Raw genomic sequence first — 16630 nt, 5'->3', positions numbered from 1 at the left:
GCTGGCTGGCACGTACAATCTGCCGCAGCATGACTCCATCTTCTCCCATATCTTCCCCGGCTGCCTCGCTCGGTCTGTTCATCAGCTTTGAAGGCATTGACGGCGCTGGCAAATCCTCGCATATCCAGGGCCTGCACGACGCCTTTTTGGCCGCCGGCCGCCGGGTGGTGAGCACGCGGGAGCCCGGGGGCACGCCGCTGGCCGAGAAGCTGCGCGCGCTGTTCCTGCAGGAGCCCATGGATGCCCTGACCGAGGCCTTGCTGGTATTTGCCGGCCGGCGCGACCACCTGCAGCAGGTGATCGAGCCCGCGCTGGCCCGTGGCGACGTGGTGTTGTGCGACCGCTTTACCGATGCCACCTTTGCCTACCAGGGCGCAGGGCGTGGTTTTGACCTGCAGGTGCTGTCGGTGCTGGAGCACATGGTGCAGGCCCGGCCCGAGCTGGGCGAGGGCGCACTGCGCCAGCCCGACCTGACGATATGGTTTGACCTGCCCACCGAGGTGGCCGCCGAGCGCCTGGCAGGCGCGCGTGCCCCGGACCGTTTTGAGGCCGAACCCCAGCAGTTTTTTGCCCGCGTGGCCGCCGGTTATGCCGAGCGCGCGCTCGCGCAACCTGGCAGGTTTGCACGCATCGATTCTCACCAGCCCAAGCCGGCGGTGTGGCAGACAGTGCGCCAGGCCGTCGAGGCCCGGGGCTGGCTGAGCGCCAGCCGGGAGGAGGGCTGAGATGGCCACCGCCAAGAACACCACTGCGGCTGAGGCTGTCTCCGCCGCCCCCGCTCCTCTGGCACCTTGGATCGCCCAGCAGCGCGACCTGCTGCTGGCCCAGCGCGGCCATGCCTGGTTACTGCAAGGCCCCTCGGGTCTGGGCCAGTTTTCGCTTGCAATGGCCATGGTACGTGCCTGGCTCTGCGATGCGCCGACGCCGCAAGGGGCCTGCGGCCACTGCGCCAGCTGCCATGCCATTGATGTGCATGCCCATACCGACCTGTGTGTGCTGATGCCCGAGACCGAGATGCTGGCGCTGGGCTGGCCGTTGCCGGAAAAGGCCCAGGCGGACATTGACGACAAGAAGCGCAAGCCCAGCCAGGAGATCCGGGTGGATGCCATGCGCGATGCGGTGGAATTCACCCAGCGCACCTCCGGCCGGGGCAAGGGCAAGGCGGTCCTGGTGTACCCGGCAGAAAAGATGAATGCCGTCACCGCCAACGCGCTGCTCAAAACCTTGGAAGAGCCGCCAGGCGATGCCCGCTTTGTGCTGGCGACCGAGGCTGCGCACCAGCTGCTGCCGACGATACGCAGCCGCTGTCTGGCGCACACCATGCAGTGGCCTGATACGGCGTCGGCGCGCAACTGGCTGGTCGCGCAGGATGTACCGGCCGACCAGGTCGATGCGCTGCTGCAGGCTGCGGGTGGCCGCCCTGATGATGCACTGGCGCAGATGGAGGCCGGCCGCTCGCCCCAGGTCTGGAAGAAGCTGCCCAAGGACCTAGCCAATGGCCAGCCCGGCGCGCTGTCCAGCCTGTCCGCACCCGAGGTGGTCGATGCCTTGCAAAAGCTCTGCCATGATTTGCTGATGCTGCGTGTGGGGGCTACGCCACGGTTTTTTGAGGCGGCTGATCTTCCGGCCCCTCCGACACTGGCCGTATTGGCGCGCTGGAGCAAGGCGTTGACGCAGTCGATGCGCACGGCGTCACACCCTTTCAACCAGGGGTTGATGCTGGAGGCACTGGTGGCGCAGGCGGCCAGCGTGCTGCAGTCCCGCCGCTGAGCGGGGCCCGCCAGCGGTATAACAGCGCCGCTTTCTGTCCGCTCTTTGCGCTGGCATATGGGATGAGCTTGCAAAATTTGGTTATCCTTGCAATCTATGAACAGTCCCACTCCCGCAACAGGCACAGCGAGCGCGCGCCCCAGTGTGCTGCAACTGGCCATCAAGGAAAAAGCCGCGCTGTACGCCGCCTACATCCCCTTGTTCAAGGAAGGCGGCATCTTCGTACCGACGCCCAAGGACTATGCGCTGGGCGATGATGTCTACCTGTTGCTGACCTTGCCGCAGGACCCGCAGCGCTACCCCATTGCCGGCAAGGTCGGCTGGGTGACCCCGGCAGGCGCCAGCGGCAACCGCACCCAGGGCATCGGGGTACGCTTTCCCAAGGACCCCAAAACCGACGAATTGCGTTACAAGATTGAACAGATCTTGGGCACCGCCTTGCAGGCCGACCGCGCGACGCAGACGATCTAAGCACGCAGCTTCGACCCTGTCCCACCCGCATTTCTTAGCCGGGCTGACAGGGTTTTACGGTGGCAGGCACCGGCCACGGGGCCGGAGCGCGGACAATGGCAGCAGTTGTTTGTATTTGGACTGCGGCGCTCCGTTCGTCTGCAGCGTTGACGATTGATGTTCACCGACTCCCACTGCCACCTCAATTTTCCCGAGCTCGCCCAGGACCTGCCGGCCATCCGTGCCAAGATGGACGAGGCCCGGGTGACCCGCGCGCTGTGCATCAGCTGCACGATGGAAGAGTTTCCCGACGTGCATGCGCTGGCGATGCGCTATGACAACTTCTGGTGCAGCGTGGGCGTGCACCCGGATACCGAAGGGCTGACCGAGCCCAGCGTGCAGGACCTGGTCGAGCGCGCCGCGCTGCCCCGGGTGGTGGCGATTGGCGAGACCGGCCTGGATTACTACGGCATGGAAGACCGCAAGGGCGGCCGCACGATTGCCGATCTGGAATGGCAGCGTGAGCGCTTTCGCACCCATATCCGTGCGGCCCAGCAGGTGCGCAAGCCTTTGGTGATACACACCCGCAGCGCTTCGGAAGACACCTTGCGCCTGCTGCGTGAAGAGGGCGAAACCGGCGGCGCTGATGCTGCAGGGGGCGTGTTCCACTGCTTCACCGAGAGCATGGAGGTGGCGCGCGCAGCGCTGGATCTGGGCTTCTATATCTCGTTCTCCGGCATCATCACCTTTAAGAAGGCCCAGGATCTGCGCGATGTCGCGGCCTTTGTGCCGGAGGACCGCCTGCTGATCGAGACCGACAGCCCTTATCTGGCCCCGGTTCCGTTTCGCGGCAAGACCAATATCCCTGCCTACGTGCCCCATGTGGCCGCGCAGATTGCCGAGGTGCGCGGCATCAGCGTGGAAGCGGTGGCCGAGGCCACCAACCGCAATTTCGACCGATTGTTCAGCGGAGTGCTGTCATGAAGCCCAAGTCTCGTTCCCTGTCTGCGCTGCGTGCGGCCTGTGCCGCAGCCTTGTCGCTCGCCTGTGCAGTCGCGCAAGCGGGCTCCTACGACGATTTCTTCACCCGCATCATCCGCGACGATGCCAAGGGCATCGAGGCGCTGGTGCAGCGCGGCTTTGACCCCAACACCGTGAGCGAGAAGGGCGAGACGGGGCTGACCCAGGCGTTCAAGCTCGATTCCTACCGCGCAGCCAAGGGCATGATTGCGCTGCCGGCAACCAACGTGAACCTGGCCAATGCCAAGGGCGAAACACCGCTGATGATGGCCGCCATCAAGGGCCAGGTCGATCTGGCCAAGGCCTTGATTGCCCGGGGTGCCGATGTGAACCGCGAGGGCTGGACGCCGCTGCACTATGCCGTATCGGCTCCCAGTGAAGACGGCTCCGACCTGCAGATGGTGGCGCTGCTGCTGGAGCACCATGCCTATATCGATGCCGCATCACCCAATGGCACCACGCCGTTGATGATGGCCGCGCAGTATGGCACGCGCAGCGCCGTGCAACTGCTGATCAAGGAGGGGGCCGACCCCAAGCTGAAAAACCAGCAAGGTCTGACCGCCAGCGACTTTGCCTCCCGTGCCGACCGCTCGGAAGTGGTGACCTGGCTGACCCAGGCCGGCGCCGCTGCACCAGGCTCGGGTGCGCGCGCAGGCGCAGCAGCGGCGGGCAGCCAGGCCGCGCCCCAGCCGCAGCCTGGCGGCTATGTGCCGCAAAAGCCCGCGTTCCCGCAGGAAAGCCGGCGCAAGATCCAGAGCAACTGGTAAGGGGGCGGGCGGCGCTGCCCGCGCTGCCCCCGCTGCGTTTTCACCCGCTGTTGGCAGGGGCTTGACATTCACACCATGGCAATCTTTAAAGTGGCTGCCATGGATAGAAAGACAACCGCCATGACTGCCCCCACCATCTCCTCTGCTACCCCACTGCTGCAACTGCCGATCGAGGGCATGACCTGCGCATCCTGCGTCGGCCGTGTCGAGCGTGCGCTCCAGGCCGTACCTGGCGTGCTGAGCGCCCATGTCAACCTGGCCACCGAGCAGGCCAGCCTGCAACTGGGCGATCAGGCCCCCGCCGCCCAACTGCTGGAACAGGCCGTGGCAGCGGTGCACAAAGCGGGCTACAAGGTGCCTGCGCATGCGCTGGAGCTGGAGATCGAGGGCATGACCTGCGCCTCTTGCGTAGGCCGGGTCGAGCGGGCGCTGAAGGCTGTACCTGGCGTGCAGACCGCAGCCGTGAACCTGGCCACCGAGCGCGCGATGGTGCAGCTGACGGCGGGCGTGCAGGCCGAGCAACTGCTGGCCGCCGTGGCCAAGGCCGGCTATACCGCCCGCAGCCTGCCGCAGGTGGCAGACGCTGGCGGGGCAGCCGATGCCCATGATGCGCAAACCCAGCGCCAACAGCAGGCGCAGCAAGGCCTGTGGCGTGATCTGTGGCTGGCGGCCGTGCTGGCCGCGCCGGTGTTTGTGCTGGAGATGGGTGGCCACATGCTGCCGGGCTTTCACCACTGGGTAGGCCAATGGCTGCCGCAGCAGAGCAACTGGCTGCTGCAATGGGTGCTGACCAGCCTGGTGCTGGCAGGGCCGGGCCGCCGCTTTTACCGCCTGGGGCTGCCCGCGCTCGTGCGTGCAGCGCCGGATATGAATTCGCTGGTGGCAGTGGGCACCTTGTCGGCCTACCTCTACTCGCTGGTGGCCACCTTTGCGCCCGGCGTTTTGCCGGCCGGCACTGTGCATGTCTATTTCGAGGCGGCAGCGGTGATCGTGGTGCTGATTCTGCTGGGCCGCTGGATGGAGGCGCGCGCCAAAGGCAACACCTCGGCGGCGATCAAGCGCCTGGTGCAGCTGCAAGCCAAGACCGCCTGGGTGCTGCGTGATGGCGATTGGCAGTCGCTGGCCATTGACGCGGTGCAGCCCGGGGACACGGTGCAGGTGCGCCCTGGCGAGCGCGTTCCGGTCGATGGCCGGGTGACCGGGGGCGAGAGCTATGTCGATGAATCGATGATCAGCGGCGAGCCCGTGCCAGTGCACAAGACCCATGGCGCCCAGGTGGTGGGCGGCACCATCAACCAAAAGGGCGCGTTGACGCTGGAGGCCACCGAGGTGGGGGGCAATACCGTGCTGGCGCAGATCATCCGCATGGTCGAGCAGGCCCAGGGCGGCAAGCTGCCGATCCAGGCGGTGGTGGACAAGGTGACCATGTGGTTTGTGCCCGCCGTGATGGCCGCCGCCGTGCTGACCTTTGTGCTCTGGCTGCTGCTGGGCCCGTCGCCGGCGCTGAGCCTGGCCCTCGTCAATGCGGTGGCCGTGCTGATCATTGCCTGCCCCTGTGCAATGGGCCTGGCCACGCCCACTTCCATCATGGTGGCCACCGGCCGCGCCGCCCAGCTGGGCGTGCTGTTCCGCAAGGGCGAAGCCTTGCAGCTGCTGAAAGACGCCCGGGTGGTGGCTGTCGACAAGACCGGCACCTTGACCGAAGGCCGGCCCGCGCTGACCGACCTGGTGCTGGCCCCCGGTTTTGAGCGCGCCGCCGTGCTGGCGGCGGTGGCAGCCGTCGAGAGCCAGTCCGAGCACCCGATTGCGCAGGCCATTGTGCAGGCCGCGCAGGCAGAAGGCCTGCAACTGCCACCGCTGTCCGGCTTTGAATCGGTGACCGGATTTGGCGTGCGTGCCCAAGTGGGTAGCGCGCGGGTGGAAGTCGGCGCAGACCGCATGATGCAGCAGCTGGGCGCCGGTGTGGCGGTGTTTGCCGACGAGGCGGCCCGCCTGGGCGCCGAAGGCAAGACGCCGTTGTATGCGGCCATCGATGGCCAGTTGGCGGCCATGATTGCCGTGGCCGACCCGATCAAGCCGACGACACGGGCCGCCATTGAGGGCCTGCATGCGATGGGGCTGAAGGTGGCGATGATCACCGGCGACAACCGCCGCACCGGCGAGGCGATTGCCCAGCAGCTGGGCATTGACGAGGTGGTGGCCGAGGTGCTGCCCGATGGCAAGGTCGAGGCGGTCAAACGCCTGCGGACCGCACATGGTGCGCTGGCCTATGTGGGCGATGGCATCAACGATGCGCCCGCGCTGGCCGAGGCCGATGTGGGCATTGCCGTGGGCTCGGGCACCGATATCGCCATCGAGTCGGCCGATGTGGTGCTGATGGGCGGCGGCCTGCGCGGCGTCGTGACCGCCATCGGGCTCTCGCGCGCCGCCATGCGCAATATCCACCAGAACCTGTTCTGGGCCTTTGCCTACAACGTAGCGCTGATCCCGGTGGCCGCGGGCTTGCTGTACCCGATCAATGGCACCTTGCTGTCGCCGGTGTTTGCGGCGGGGGCGATGGCGCTGTCGAGTGTGTTTGTGCTGGCCAATGCGTTGCGGCTGCGCCGTTTTAGCGTCTAGACAATGCGGCTGGACATGAAAAAGCCCTGCAGGCTCCCAGCCTGCAGGGCTTTTGTTCAAGCGGAAGGGCTTAGACCTGGTCGGCCGACAGGCCTGCCGTCTGGCTGAAGCCTCCGTCCACATAGGTGATCTCGGCAGTCACGCCCGAGGCCAGATCGCTCAGCAGGAAGGCGGCGACATTGCCCACGTCTTCGATGGTCACGTTGCGGCGCAGCGGAGCGGCGTCGGCCACGCGGCCCAGCAGCTTGCCGAAGTCCTTGATGCCCGAAGCGGCCAGGGTCTTGATCGGGCCGGCGGAGATGCCGTTGGCGCGGATCGCGCGGCCGTCTTCGGTGCGGCCCACGGCCTCGGCCAGGTAGCGCACGGAGGCTTCGAGCGATGCCTTGGCCAGGCCCATGGTGTTGTAGTTCGGGATGGAGCGCAGGGCACCCAGGTAGGACAGGGTCAGCAGCGACGACTTGTCGTTCAGGTAGGGCAGTGCGGCCTTGGCCAGCGCCGGGAAGCTGTAGGCGCTGATGTCATGCGCAATGCGGAAGCCTTCGCGCGACAGACCCTCCAGGAAGTTGCCGGCAATCGCTTCGCGCGGTGCAAAGCCGATCGAGTGCACAAAGCCGTCGAACTTGCCCCAGGTGCCCGCCAGGTCGGCAAACATCTTCTCGATCTGGGCGTCATCGGCCACATCGCAATCGAACACCAGCGTGGAGTCGAACTCGGCAGCGAATTCGCTGATACGGTCCTTGAAGCGTTCACCCACGTAGCTGAAAGCCAGCTCGGCGCCTTGCTGGTGGCAGGCCTTGGCGATGCCGTAAGCGATGGAGCGGTTGGACAGCACGCCCGTGATCAGCAGTTTCTTGCCGGTCAGAAATCCCATTGTTCTTCTCCTGATGAGTTCCAGGCCATGAGGCATGGCCAAAAAAGACCTGGCACCGGGGCAGAGCGTTTCTCGGGGGTAAACGCTTGCACAGGTGGCCAGCTAGGGCAGAATTGTCGCATGCGATTCTGCCTTCCGCTGATTTTGTGGGCTGCTGCGGCAGCACCTGCCTGGGCCAACCATGCCTACGCCCTCTGGGGCGAGCCGCGCTACGGGGCGGATTTCAAGCATTTTGCCTATGCCAATCCTGATGCGCCCAAGGGCGGAGAGTTGCGGCTGGTCAGCGCGTTGCGCTACTCCACGTTTGACAAGTACAACCCCTTCACGATCAAAGGTTCGCCCCCGGCCTATCTGACCGAGATGCTGTTTGACAGCCTGCTGATCGCCAGCCTGGACGAGACGACGACCGGCTACGGGCTGCTGGCCGAGGACATCGATGTGGCAGCCGATGGCCTGTCCGCCACGTTCAAGATGCGCAGGGCGGCGCGCTTTCACGATGGCAAACCGGTGCTGGCGCAGGACGTGAAGCACAGCTACGAGGCACTGATCAGCCAGTACGCCGCGCCCGGCTACAAGACCTTGCTGGCCGATGTGGAAGGCTGCGATGTCATCGATGACCGCACGGTGCGCTTTCGCTTCAAGAAGCCCAACCGCGATCTGCCGCTGACCGTGGGCAGCCTGCCGGTCTTCAGCCGCGACTGGGGCCTGGGCGCCGATGGCAAGCCCAAGCGCTTTGACCAGATCGTGACCGATATGCCAATCGGCAGCGGCCCCTACAAGATCGGCCCGGTGGTGTTTGGCCGTGACATCACCTATGTGCGCGACCCCGGCTACTGGGCCAAGGACCTGCCGGTGCGCGTGGGCAGCGCCAATTTTGACCGGATCACGATCAAGATCTACAAGGACAACACCGCCAAGCTGGAGGCGCTCAAGGCCGGTGAATTCGATGTGATGCGTTTTTTCAGCGCCGGTGACTGGGCGCGGCGCCTGTATGGCAAGCGCTTTGACCGGGGCGAGCTGCGCAAGGGGGACTTTGCCAACAAGCTGCCATCCGGTTTTCAGAGCTATTTTCTGAACCTGCGCCGCCCGGTGCTGCAGGATGTGCGCGTGCGCGAGGCGCTGGGCCTGGCCTTTGACTACGAGTGGATGCAACGCCAGCTGTTCTACGGTGCCTACGAGCGCGTGCATGGCCTGTTTGGCAATACCGTGTGTGAGACCCACGGCAGCCCGAGCGACGCCGAGCTGGCCCTGCTCAAGCCTTTTGAGAAGGACCTGCCCGCCGGCACCTTGGGCCCGATACAAAGTCCACCACGTACCGACCAGGGCAGCAGCCTGCGCGACAACCTGCGCAAGGCGCAGGCGCTGTTGGCCGAAGCTGGCTGGAAGGTAGACGCCAACGGCGTGCTGCGCAATGCCAACGGCGAGGCGCTGGAGCTGGAGTTTCTGGACAGCAACGAAGGCGGCTTGCGCACCGTCTCGACCTGGATGCGCAACCTGGAAAAGCTCGGCATCAAGCTGCGGCTGCGGGTGGCCGATTACGCGCTCTACCAGCAGCGGGTCGACAAGTTCGACTATGACCTGATATCGGTCAACATCCCGGGCACCAATATCCCAGGCCAGGAATATGCCGAATTGTTTGGCAGCGCGGCGGCGGACCAGGAAAGCTCGGGCAACTTCATTGGCCTTAAAAGCCCGGCCGTCGACGCGATGATTGCCAAGATGGCCAGCGCCAAGAGCGAGCAGGAGCTGCTGCCCGCCTGCCATGCGCTGGAGCGCATCATCGTGGCGGGCCACTACCTCATCCCGCAGTGGTATGCGGCGAGCCACCGGGTGGTGTATGACGCCTGGCGCCTGGTGGAGCCGCCGCAGGTGCCCGCCTATGTGCCGGGCGAGACCTGGGTGATGTACTACTGGTGGGCGCGCATGCCGCCGATCACCGCTGACACGGCCAAGCCATGACCCGGTCTGAGGCAGGGCCCAGCCGTTATATGATCCCTCTCACCGCCCCGGCGCGCCTGCCGCGCTGCCCAGGCCTTTTCTGCCACAGTGCCACGGCGTTTGCCCGCCCGTGCTGACATTGGAGCCCGCACCGCATGTTTGCCTACATCCTCAAACGTCTGCTGCTGATGATTCCCACGTTGTTCGGGGTCCTGCTGCTGACCTTTGTGGTGATCCAGTTCGTGCCGGGCGGCCCGGTCGAGCAGTACCTGGCGGAGGCCAAGGCCGGTAACCGGGGGGCTGAAGGCGCAAGCATGGGCTACCGGGGCGCGCAGGGCATTGACCCCAAACGGCTCGAAGAGATCAAGGCCTTGTACGGCTTCGACAAGCCGCCCGTCGAGCGCTTTGTGCAGATGCTGGGCCAGTTCGCCCGCTTTGATCTGGGCAACAGCTTTTTCCAGAACAAGAGCGTCTGGCAGCTGATCAAGGACAAGCTGCCGGTCTCCATCAGCCTGGGGCTGTGGACCTTTTTCATCAGCTACCTGATTGCAGTGCCGCTGGGCATTGCCAAGGCGGTGCGCGCGGGCAGCCGTTTCGACATGGTCACCACGGTGATCGTGCTGGTGGGCTATGCGATACCCGGCTTTGTGCTGGGCGTGGCGCTGCTGGTGATCTTTGGCGGGCAGTTGCAGTGGTTTCCGCTGCGCGGCCTCACCTCCTCGGGCTGGGAAGAGATGGGCTGGGCCGCCAGGCTGGTGGACTATCTCTGGCACATCACCTTGCCGGTGACCGCCATGGTGGCTGGCAGCTTTGCGGTGACGGCCATGCTCACGAAGAACGCCTTTCTTGAAGAAATCCGCAAGCAGTATGTGATCACCGCCAAGGCCAAGGGCCTGAGCGAGCGCCAGGTGCTGTGGCGCCATGTGTTCCGCAATGCCTTGCTGCCCATTGTCACGGGCTTTCCGGCGGCCTTCATCGGGGCTTTCTTCACCGGTTCGCTGTTGATCGAAACCTTGTTCTCGCTCGATGGTCTGGGCCTGCTCAGCTACGAGAGCGTGCTGCGGCGCGACTACCCCGTCGTGCTGGGCACTCTCTATCTGTTTACCTTGATCGGCCTGCTCACCAAGCTGGTGAGCGACCTGTGCTATGTCTGGGTGGATCCGCGTGTCAAGTTTGACTGAGGCGCGCATGCCCGCATTGGCCACCCCAACCGCTGCAGCCTGCCGCCGCGCCTCAGTGCTTGCGCCGCAGGTAGAGGCGCCGCAGCAGCACGGCCACCACCACGATGTTGAGCAGCAGCACCACCGCCCCTTGCCAGTGGCGGTGCGCCAGCAGGTGCTGTATTTCCAGGGGAATGTACAGCCCCGAGGACAGCGCGCCCAGCCATTCGCCCCAGGCCTTGTCATGCCACAGGCCCCAGGCCTCCAGCCAGCGCAGCGCGATATAGGCCGCGCCCAGCAGTACCAGCGTATGGATGGAGGTGGCATTGACCTTGTCCACCCAGCCGATCAGTACGGCCGGGTAGCGTGCGTTAGGCGAGAGGCCGAAGTGCCCGATCAGCTCCAGCGCCAGGCGGTGCAGATCGTGGTGCAGCAGGCTCAGCAGCCCCAACAGGCCCAGCAGCGCGGCGAGGCCTTTGAGCGCTTCAAAAATGGCAATGCTTTTGAGCGCGGTGCGCAAGGCTGGGGGGCTGGTGCTGGCTGGCATGGCGCAGAGCATGGCCGATGGCGCGCCGTTTGGCTGTCGGCCAACAGCGACAACGCGGCTGCCAGTGCCATCGCCGCCACAGTTGTTACAGTCGCCCCCCAAGGCCCCAGGCCCCCCTATTCAGTGACAGGAGGGGGATGGTGCCCACACCGCCTCTGCAGACCATGACGATGACCGAGCCTGTTTCCCCACTCCCGCCGGGCCGCTCGCCCGCTGCCCGCGCCTGGCGCCGTTTCAGGTCCAACAAGCTGGGCTTTTACAGCCTGCTGCTGTTTGTGGTGCTGGTGGTGCTCAGCCTGTTTGCCGAGCTGATCAGCAACGACAAGCCGCTCGTCGTGCGCTACGAGGGGCAGACCTATTTTCCGCTGGCCAAGGACTACCCCGAGACCACGTTTGGCGGCGATTTCCACACCGCCACCGACTACCTGGACCCCTTCATCCAGCAGCAACTGGGCAAGGATGGCAACTGGGCGCTCTTTCCGCTCAACCGTTATGGCCCCAACACCATCAACTACTTTGCCAAGTCACCCACGCCGTCGGCACCATCGGCCGACAACTGGCTGGGCACCGATGACCGGGGGCGTGACCTGCTGGCCCAGCTGATCTATGGCTTTCGGGTCAGCGTGCTGTTTGGCCTGGCGCTGACGGCAGTGGGCACGGTGATCGGCGTGCTGACAGGTGCCATACAGGGCTTTTTTGGCGGCAAGGTGGACCTGATGTTCCAGCGCTTTACCGAGATATGGGGCGCCATGCCGGTGCTGTACCTGCTGATCATCTTCAGTGCCGTGCTGGCCCCCAGCGCTGCGCTGCTGCTGGTGCTGCTGGCGCTGTTCGGCTGGATGGCGCTGTCCGACTATGTGCGGGTGGAGTTTCTGCGCAACCGCCAGATGGACTATGTGAAATCGGCGCGGGCGCTGGGCGTGCCCAGTTGGAAGATCATGTGGCGCCACATTCTGCCCAACAGCATGACGCCGGTGGTCACGTTCTTGCCGTTCCAGATGAGCGCCTCGATTCTGACCCTGACCTCGCTGGATTTCCTGGGCTTGGGTGTGCCGCCCGGCACCCCCAGCCTGGGCGAGTTGCTGAGCCAGGGCAAGAACAGCATCGATGCGTGGTGGATATCGCTGGCCACCTTTGCGGTGCTGGTGGGCTCCTTGCTGCTGCTGACCTTTATGGGCGATGCGCTGCGGGATGCGCTGGACCCGCGCAAGCAGCTCAATGCGCCCCGTGCGGGCGCAGCGCCGGTGGCAGTGCCGGCCCAGCCAGCCGCACCAGCCGGCGCAGATGCCAAGGAGGCCCGCCATGCTTGAGCCAACACAAGCCCCGGTGGCGATGCCCGCGCCGCTATTGCAGGTCAACCACCTCCATGTGGGCTTTGGCGGCCAGGATGTGGTCAAGGACCTGAGTTTTTGCATCCAGGCTGGCGAGAAGCTGGCGCTGGTCGGAGAGTCCGGCTCGGGCAAGACGATCACAGCGCTGTCGCTGCTGCGCCTGGTGGGTGAGGCCCAGCTGCGCGGCGAAGCGCTGATGGGCGGGCGCAATCTGCTGCAGATTTCCGAGCGCGAGATTCAAGCAGTGCGGGGCGACGAGATTGCGGTGATCTTTCAGGAGCCGATGACGGCGCTGAACCCGCTGATGACCATGGGCGCGCAGATTGCCGAGGTGCTGCAGCTCAAGCAGGGCCTGGGCGACAAGGCGGCCTGGGAGCAGGCCGTGCAGCTGTTGGCGACCACCGGCATTACCGAGCCGCAGCGCCGCTCCGGCAGCTATCCGCACCAGCTCAGCGGTGGCCAGCGCCAGCGCGCGATGATTGCGATGGCGCTGGCCTGCCGGCCCAAGCTGCTGATCGCCGATGAACCCACCACCGCGCTCGATGTGAGCCTGCGCGGCCAGATCCTGGAGCTGTTGAGCGACCTGCAGCGGCAGACCGGCATGGCCGTGCTGATGATTACCCATGACCTGCCGCTGGTGCGCCATTTCGCCGACCGGGTCGCCGTGATGGAGAAGGGCCGGTTGGTCGAGCAGGGCGCCGTGGCCGAGGTGTTTGCCGCGCCCCAGCATGCCTATACCCAAAAGCTGCTGGCCAGCACGCCCCAGCGCCAGGTCGTGGCCCGCCAGCCCGACGCGCCGGCGGTGCTGCAGGCACGTGACCTGCATGTGGCCTATGCGACGCCGCTGCCGGGTTTTGCCGGTTGGTTCCGCAAGGGCCGGTTTGAGGCGGTGCGCGGCGCCAGTCTTCGCCTGGCCCGGGGCCAGACCCTGGGCGTGATTGGCGAATCGGGCTCGGGCAAATCCACCCTGGCCCAGGCGATCCTGGGTCTGCTGCCCAGCGAGGGTGAGCTGCGCATTGGCGAACAGGCCTGGCAGTTGCCGGCGCAGCGCAACAGTGCCGCCAACCAGCAACTGCGCCGCCAGGTGCAGGTGGTGTTCCAGGACCCGTTCTCGTCGTTGTCGCCACGCATGACGGTGCAGGAGATTGTGGGCGAAGGCCTGCAACTGGCGCAGCCCCACCTGGCCGCTGCCGGGCTGCAGCAGCAGGTGCGGGCGCTGCTGCAGGAGGTGGGCATGACCGAGGCCCAATTCCCGGGCCTGCTCGACCGCTATCCGCATGAGTTCTCGGGTGGCCAGCGCCAGCGCCTGGCCATTGCCCGCGCGCTGATCGTAGACCCTGACATTCTGGTGCTGGACGAGCCTACCAGCGCGCTGGATGTCACCATCCAGCAGCAGGTGCTGGCCTTGCTGCAGCGCCTGCAGCGTGAACGCGGCCTGAGCTATGTGCTGATCACGCACGATGTGGCGGTGATCCGCGCCATGGCGCATGAGGTGCTGGTGATGAAGGATGGCGAAGTGGTCGAGAGCGGCGAGGTCATGCAGGTGCTGGACGCACCCCGCCAGCCCTACACACAGCGGCTGATGGCGGCGAGCCTGGAGCTGGGCTGAACCGGCCCGAACGACACAGATTGACGTATCTGCAGGCGGCTCAAGGCGCCTGTGGTATTCCTTGGAAATCCATGACAGAACTACTGCAAGTGACCGGTTTGGGCAAGCGCTTTGGCGGCGTGCAGGCCGTGGCGGACGTGGGCTTTACGCTGCGCCGCGGCGAGGTGCTGGCGCTGATAGGCCCCAATGGCGCGGGCAAGACGACCACCTTCAACATGCTGGGCGGGCAGCTGGTGCCCGATGCCGGCAGCATGCTGCTCAATGGCACCGCCCTGGGCGGCAAGCGGCCCCGTGAGATCTGGCGCCTCGGAGTAGGGCGCACCTTCCAGATTGCCGAGACCTTCGCCTCACTGACGGTGGCCGAGAATGTGCAGATGGCCTTGCTGTCTGCTGCGGGCCGCACTTTTGGCCTGTGGCAGAAGGCTGCCGGCTTTCAGCGTGACGAAGCACTGGCGTTGCTGGCGCTGGTGGGCATGCAGGACCAGGCCGACCGCGCCTGCAATGCGCTGGCCTATGGCGATGTGAAGCGGGTGGAGCTGGCGCTGGCGATGGCCCACAAGCCGGTGCTGCTGCTGATGGACGAGCCCACGGCCGGCATGGCGCAGGCCGAACGCCTGCAGCTGATGGCGCTGACCCGGCAACTGGCCCGCGAGCGCGACATGGCCGTGCTGTTTACCGAGCACAGCATGGATGTCGTCTTTGCCTATGCCGACCGCATCATTGTGCTGGCGCGGGGCCGGCTGATTGCCGAGGGCCAACCGGAGGACGTGCGGCGCAACCCCGAGGTCCAGGCGGTGTACCTGGGCAAGGGCAGCACTTACGACAGTGACGGCATGCGCCAGGAGCCCGCCTTATGAACACGCAGACCCCCGATGCAACGGCTGAACTGCTGCTGCAGGTGAGCCGGCTCAACGCCTGGTACGGCGAGGCGCATATCCTGTTTGATGTGGGCCTGGAGGTGCGGCGTGGCGAGGTCGTGGCCCTGATGGGCCGCAATGGTGCGGGCAAGTCCACCACGCTCAAGGCCATCATGGGCCTGGTGGAGCGGCGCAAGGGCAGCGTACAGTTCATGGGCCAGAACATTGCGCAGGCCGACTCCTGGCGCATTGCGCGCCTGGGGCTGGGCTATGTGCCCGAAGAGCGCCGCATCTTCAGCGGTCTGACGGTGCTGGAAAACCTGGAGGTGGGCCGCCAGCCTGCCCGCCGCTGGGCCGATGGCAGCCAGGCCAGTGCGTGGACGGTCGACGACTTGCTGGCGTTCTTTCCCAATCTGGCGGCCATGCCGCAGCGGCCAGGAGGGCAGATGAGTGGCGGCGAGCAGCAGATGCTCACCGTTGCCCGTACGCTCATGGGCAATCCCTACATGGTGCTGCTCGACGAGCCCTCCGAGGGCGTGGCGCCTGTCATCGTCGAGCAGATGGCACAGATGATCCTGCAGCTCAAGCAGCGCGGCGTGAGCATTCTGCTGTGTGAGCAAAACCTGCACTTTGCGCGCCTGGTGAGCGACCGGGCCTATGTGCTGGAGAAGGGCGCGATCCAGTTTGCCGGCAGCATGCAGGCGCTGATCGACGAGGAGCGTGCTGGCGCCAAGCGGATCGGCGTCTGAAACGCCAACCGGCAAAGCAAAGCCTGCACGCGGCACGTGCAGGCTTGGGTGCCGCTGCAGCGATTGAAGGGGGCTGCGGCCGGAGCCGCTAACACGACCCAGCAAACCGAAGGTTTGCGATCGAAGCGGGGCGCCCCGACAAGGCGTCGAGCCGCAGGCAGTACACCAGTACGACCAGGCTTGGCGCGGCCGGCGAGGCAACGACGTGTCAAGGCTTGTGTTGGCGGCGCTTACCAGTGGCCCGTGGGATTGACGCCGTCCTGCATCACCCAATGGATGCGTGAGGTGTCCACGCCCATCAGTGCGGCCTGGTGCACCAGCATGTCGGTGGTCTTGCCGTCGAGCACGGGCTTGCGCGAGAGCAGCTTGAAGGAGTCGGTGGTGTCGCCCATCAGCATGGCCCAGCGGTACTCGGGATCGATCGCGACCACATGGTAGCCCTCGTGGAAGGGTCCCATGAACGAAGCTTTCATCGCGCCAAAGTGGGGCGCGCCGACAAAGCGGGCAATGCCATGGCCTTCCACCCAGCGGTGGGTGCCTGCATGAAAGCCCCGGGTGGTGATGCCCAGGCTGCCGTCGCTCAGCAGTTCGTATTCGACGCGTGAACGTGTCAGCGGCTTGCCCAGACCGCGTTCGATGCGGGCGATCTCATACCAGTCGCCGACAAAGCGCTCAACATCAAAGTCGGCCACCGGCTCAATCAGGTCGACCGGCACGACTTTGCGGGAGCGCTTGCTGGTCCACCAGTAAACGGCCAACGCTGCAACACCCGCTGCTACGGGGAGCCAGAGGGAGCGCTGCTGCGGTCGTTGTTGATGATCGAGCTCGTGCATAAGCAAATATTCCTTGTTTTGTTTTATGAATGCTAACCAGATGGCCGTAATTTACAAGCTGGTAGAGCGGGCCAAATGTAAGCAAAGCGCCTGATTTGCGGGCTCCGCT

15 protein-coding genes are annotated in these 16630 nt (G+C 65.5%); 12 read left to right on the top strand and 3 right to left on the bottom strand.

Annotated elements, in window-relative coordinates; genetic code table 11:
• The first annotated feature begins 29 nt into the window (after positions 1 to 29).
• The 6 genes from tmk to ACHWUQ_RS02215 all read left to right on the top strand — a co-directional run bounded on the left by tmk (position 30) and on the right by ACHWUQ_RS02215 (position 6626).
• Entirely contained in the window at positions 30 to 725 is a 696-nt protein-coding gene (tmk, locus tag ACHWUQ_RS02240; RefSeq protein ID WP_394680230.1) for a dTMP kinase, read from the top strand.
• Position 726: 1 nt separating this feature from the next.
• Positions 727 to 1770 (top strand): DNA polymerase III subunit delta', encoded by a 1044-nt coding sequence (locus tag ACHWUQ_RS02235; RefSeq protein WP_394680229.1) that lies wholly within the window; start codon positions 727 to 729, stop codon positions 1768 to 1770.
• 96 nt (positions 1771 to 1866) lie between these two features.
• Positions 1867 to 2241, top strand: coding sequence for a PilZ domain-containing protein (locus ACHWUQ_RS02230; RefSeq protein WP_239811695.1), 375 nt, complete (start codon positions 1867 to 1869; stop codon positions 2239 to 2241).
• 156 nt (positions 2242 to 2397) lie between these two features.
• Positions 2398 to 3204: a TatD family hydrolase gene (locus ACHWUQ_RS02225; protein ID WP_394680228.1), complete on the top strand. Its 807-nt coding sequence runs from the start codon at positions 2398 to 2400 to the stop codon at positions 3202 to 3204.
• Positions 3201 to 4007, top strand: a complete 807-nt coding sequence (locus ACHWUQ_RS02220; RefSeq protein WP_394680227.1) for an ankyrin repeat domain-containing protein — start codon at positions 3201 to 3203, stop codon at positions 4005 to 4007. The genes ACHWUQ_RS02225 and ACHWUQ_RS02220 overlap by 4 nt, the downstream gene beginning before the upstream one ends.
• Before the next feature lie 120 nt (positions 4008 to 4127).
• A complete protein-coding gene (locus ACHWUQ_RS02215; protein WP_394680226.1) occupies positions 4128 to 6626 on the top strand; it encodes a heavy metal translocating P-type ATPase in 2499 nt (832 codons plus the stop codon).
• Between the two features lie 70 nt (positions 6627 to 6696).
• Here the strand turns inward: ACHWUQ_RS02215 and fabI are convergent, their stop codons facing one another.
• Complete coding sequence (fabI, locus tag ACHWUQ_RS02210) at positions 6697 to 7497, bottom strand: enoyl-ACP reductase FabI (protein WP_312529917.1); 801 nt, start codon at positions 7495 to 7497, stop codon at positions 6697 to 6699.
• A gap of 120 nt (positions 7498 to 7617) precedes the next feature.
• Here fabI and ACHWUQ_RS02205 point away from each other — a divergent pair, with 120 nt between their 5' ends.
• Together ACHWUQ_RS02205 and ACHWUQ_RS02200 are read left to right on the top strand one after the other, a co-directional pair.
• Positions 7618 to 9456 (top strand): extracellular solute-binding protein, encoded by a 1839-nt coding sequence (locus ACHWUQ_RS02205; protein ID WP_394680225.1) that lies wholly within the window; start codon positions 7618 to 7620, stop codon positions 9454 to 9456.
• Positions 9457 to 9590: 134 nt separating this feature from the next.
• Positions 9591 to 10616, top strand: a complete 1026-nt coding sequence (locus ACHWUQ_RS02200) for a microcin C ABC transporter permease YejB (RefSeq protein WP_373450232.1) — start codon at positions 9591 to 9593, stop codon at positions 10614 to 10616.
• A 52-nt stretch (positions 10617 to 10668) separates the two neighbouring features.
• Here the strand turns inward: ACHWUQ_RS02200 and ACHWUQ_RS02195 are convergent, their stop codons facing one another.
• Positions 10669 to 11142, bottom strand: coding sequence for a DUF2127 domain-containing protein (locus ACHWUQ_RS02195; RefSeq protein WP_373450231.1), 474 nt, complete (start codon positions 11140 to 11142; stop codon positions 10669 to 10671).
• Between the two features lie 164 nt (positions 11143 to 11306).
• Here ACHWUQ_RS02195 and ACHWUQ_RS02190 point away from each other — a divergent pair, with 164 nt between their 5' ends.
• The 4 genes from ACHWUQ_RS02190 to ACHWUQ_RS02175 all read left to right on the top strand — a co-directional run bounded on the left by ACHWUQ_RS02190 (position 11307) and on the right by ACHWUQ_RS02175 (position 15688).
• Positions 11307 to 12452, top strand: a complete 1146-nt coding sequence (locus ACHWUQ_RS02190; protein ID WP_394680234.1) for an ABC transporter permease — start codon at positions 11307 to 11309, stop codon at positions 12450 to 12452.
• A complete protein-coding gene (locus ACHWUQ_RS02185; protein ID WP_394680224.1) occupies positions 12445 to 14082 on the top strand; it encodes an ABC transporter ATP-binding protein in 1638 nt (545 codons plus the stop codon). Before ACHWUQ_RS02190 ends, ACHWUQ_RS02185 begins: the two co-directional genes overlap by 8 nt.
• A 71-nt stretch (positions 14083 to 14153) precedes the next feature.
• Positions 14154 to 14939: an ABC transporter ATP-binding protein gene (locus ACHWUQ_RS02180; protein WP_312408844.1), complete on the top strand. Its 786-nt coding sequence runs from the start codon at positions 14154 to 14156 to the stop codon at positions 14937 to 14939.
• Entirely contained in the window at positions 14936 to 15688 is a 753-nt protein-coding gene (locus ACHWUQ_RS02175) for an ABC transporter ATP-binding protein (RefSeq protein WP_394680223.1), read from the top strand. Before ACHWUQ_RS02180 ends, ACHWUQ_RS02175 begins: the two co-directional genes overlap by 4 nt.
• A gap of 230 nt (positions 15689 to 15918) precedes the next feature.
• Here the strand turns inward: ACHWUQ_RS02175 and ACHWUQ_RS02170 are convergent, their stop codons facing one another.
• Complete coding sequence (locus ACHWUQ_RS02170) at positions 15919 to 16521, bottom strand: lipocalin family protein (RefSeq protein ID WP_394680222.1); 603 nt, start codon at positions 16519 to 16521, stop codon at positions 15919 to 15921.
• Positions 16522 to 16630 lie beyond the last annotated feature (109 nt).

The sequence above is a fragment of the uncultured Comamonas sp. genome, from assembly GCF_964277875.1.
Classification (GTDB): Bacteria; Pseudomonadota; Gammaproteobacteria; order Burkholderiales; family Burkholderiaceae_C; genus Comamonas; species Comamonas sediminis.
The sequence above is the reverse complement of the archived record's forward strand: the minus strand, read 5'-3'. Positions and strand labels throughout refer to the sequence as shown.

Excerpts from the sequence above, each read along its gene's own strand:
- tmk (WP_394680230.1), top strand. The coding sequence starts at position 30 with ATGACTCCATCTTCTCCCATATCTTCCCCGGCTGCCTCGCTCGGTCTG.
- ACHWUQ_RS02235 (WP_394680229.1), top strand. The coding sequence starts at position 727 with ATGGCCACCGCCAAGAACACCACTGCGGCTGAGGCTGTCTCCGCCGCC.
- ACHWUQ_RS02230 (WP_239811695.1), top strand. The coding sequence starts at position 1,867 with ATGAACAGTCCCACTCCCGCAACAGGCACAGCGAGCGCGCGCCCCAGT.
- ACHWUQ_RS02225 (WP_394680228.1), top strand. The coding sequence starts at position 2,398 with ATGTTCACCGACTCCCACTGCCACCTCAATTTTCCCGAGCTCGCCCAG.
- ACHWUQ_RS02220 (WP_394680227.1), top strand. The coding sequence starts at position 3,201 with ATGAAGCCCAAGTCTCGTTCCCTGTCTGCGCTGCGTGCGGCCTGTGCC.
- ACHWUQ_RS02215 (WP_394680226.1), top strand. The coding sequence starts at position 4,128 with ATGACTGCCCCCACCATCTCCTCTGCTACCCCACTGCTGCAACTGCCG.
- fabI (WP_312529917.1), bottom strand. The coding sequence starts at position 7,497 with ATGGGATTTCTGACCGGCAAGAAACTGCTGATCACGGGCGTGCTGTCC.
- ACHWUQ_RS02205 (WP_394680225.1), top strand. The coding sequence starts at position 7,618 with ATGCGATTCTGCCTTCCGCTGATTTTGTGGGCTGCTGCGGCAGCACCT.
- ACHWUQ_RS02200 (WP_373450232.1), top strand. The coding sequence starts at position 9,591 with ATGTTTGCCTACATCCTCAAACGTCTGCTGCTGATGATTCCCACGTTG.
- ACHWUQ_RS02195 (WP_373450231.1), bottom strand. The coding sequence starts at position 11,142 with ATGCCAGCCAGCACCAGCCCCCCAGCCTTGCGCACCGCGCTCAAAAGC.
- ACHWUQ_RS02190 (WP_394680234.1), top strand. The coding sequence starts at position 11,307 with ATGACGATGACCGAGCCTGTTTCCCCACTCCCGCCGGGCCGCTCGCCC.
- ACHWUQ_RS02185 (WP_394680224.1), top strand. The coding sequence starts at position 12,445 with ATGCTTGAGCCAACACAAGCCCCGGTGGCGATGCCCGCGCCGCTATTG.
- ACHWUQ_RS02180 (WP_312408844.1), top strand. The coding sequence starts at position 14,154 with ATGACAGAACTACTGCAAGTGACCGGTTTGGGCAAGCGCTTTGGCGGC.
- ACHWUQ_RS02175 (WP_394680223.1), top strand. The coding sequence starts at position 14,936 with ATGAACACGCAGACCCCCGATGCAACGGCTGAACTGCTGCTGCAGGTG.
- ACHWUQ_RS02170 (WP_394680222.1), bottom strand. The coding sequence starts at position 16,521 with ATGCACGAGCTCGATCATCAACAACGACCGCAGCAGCGCTCCCTCTGG.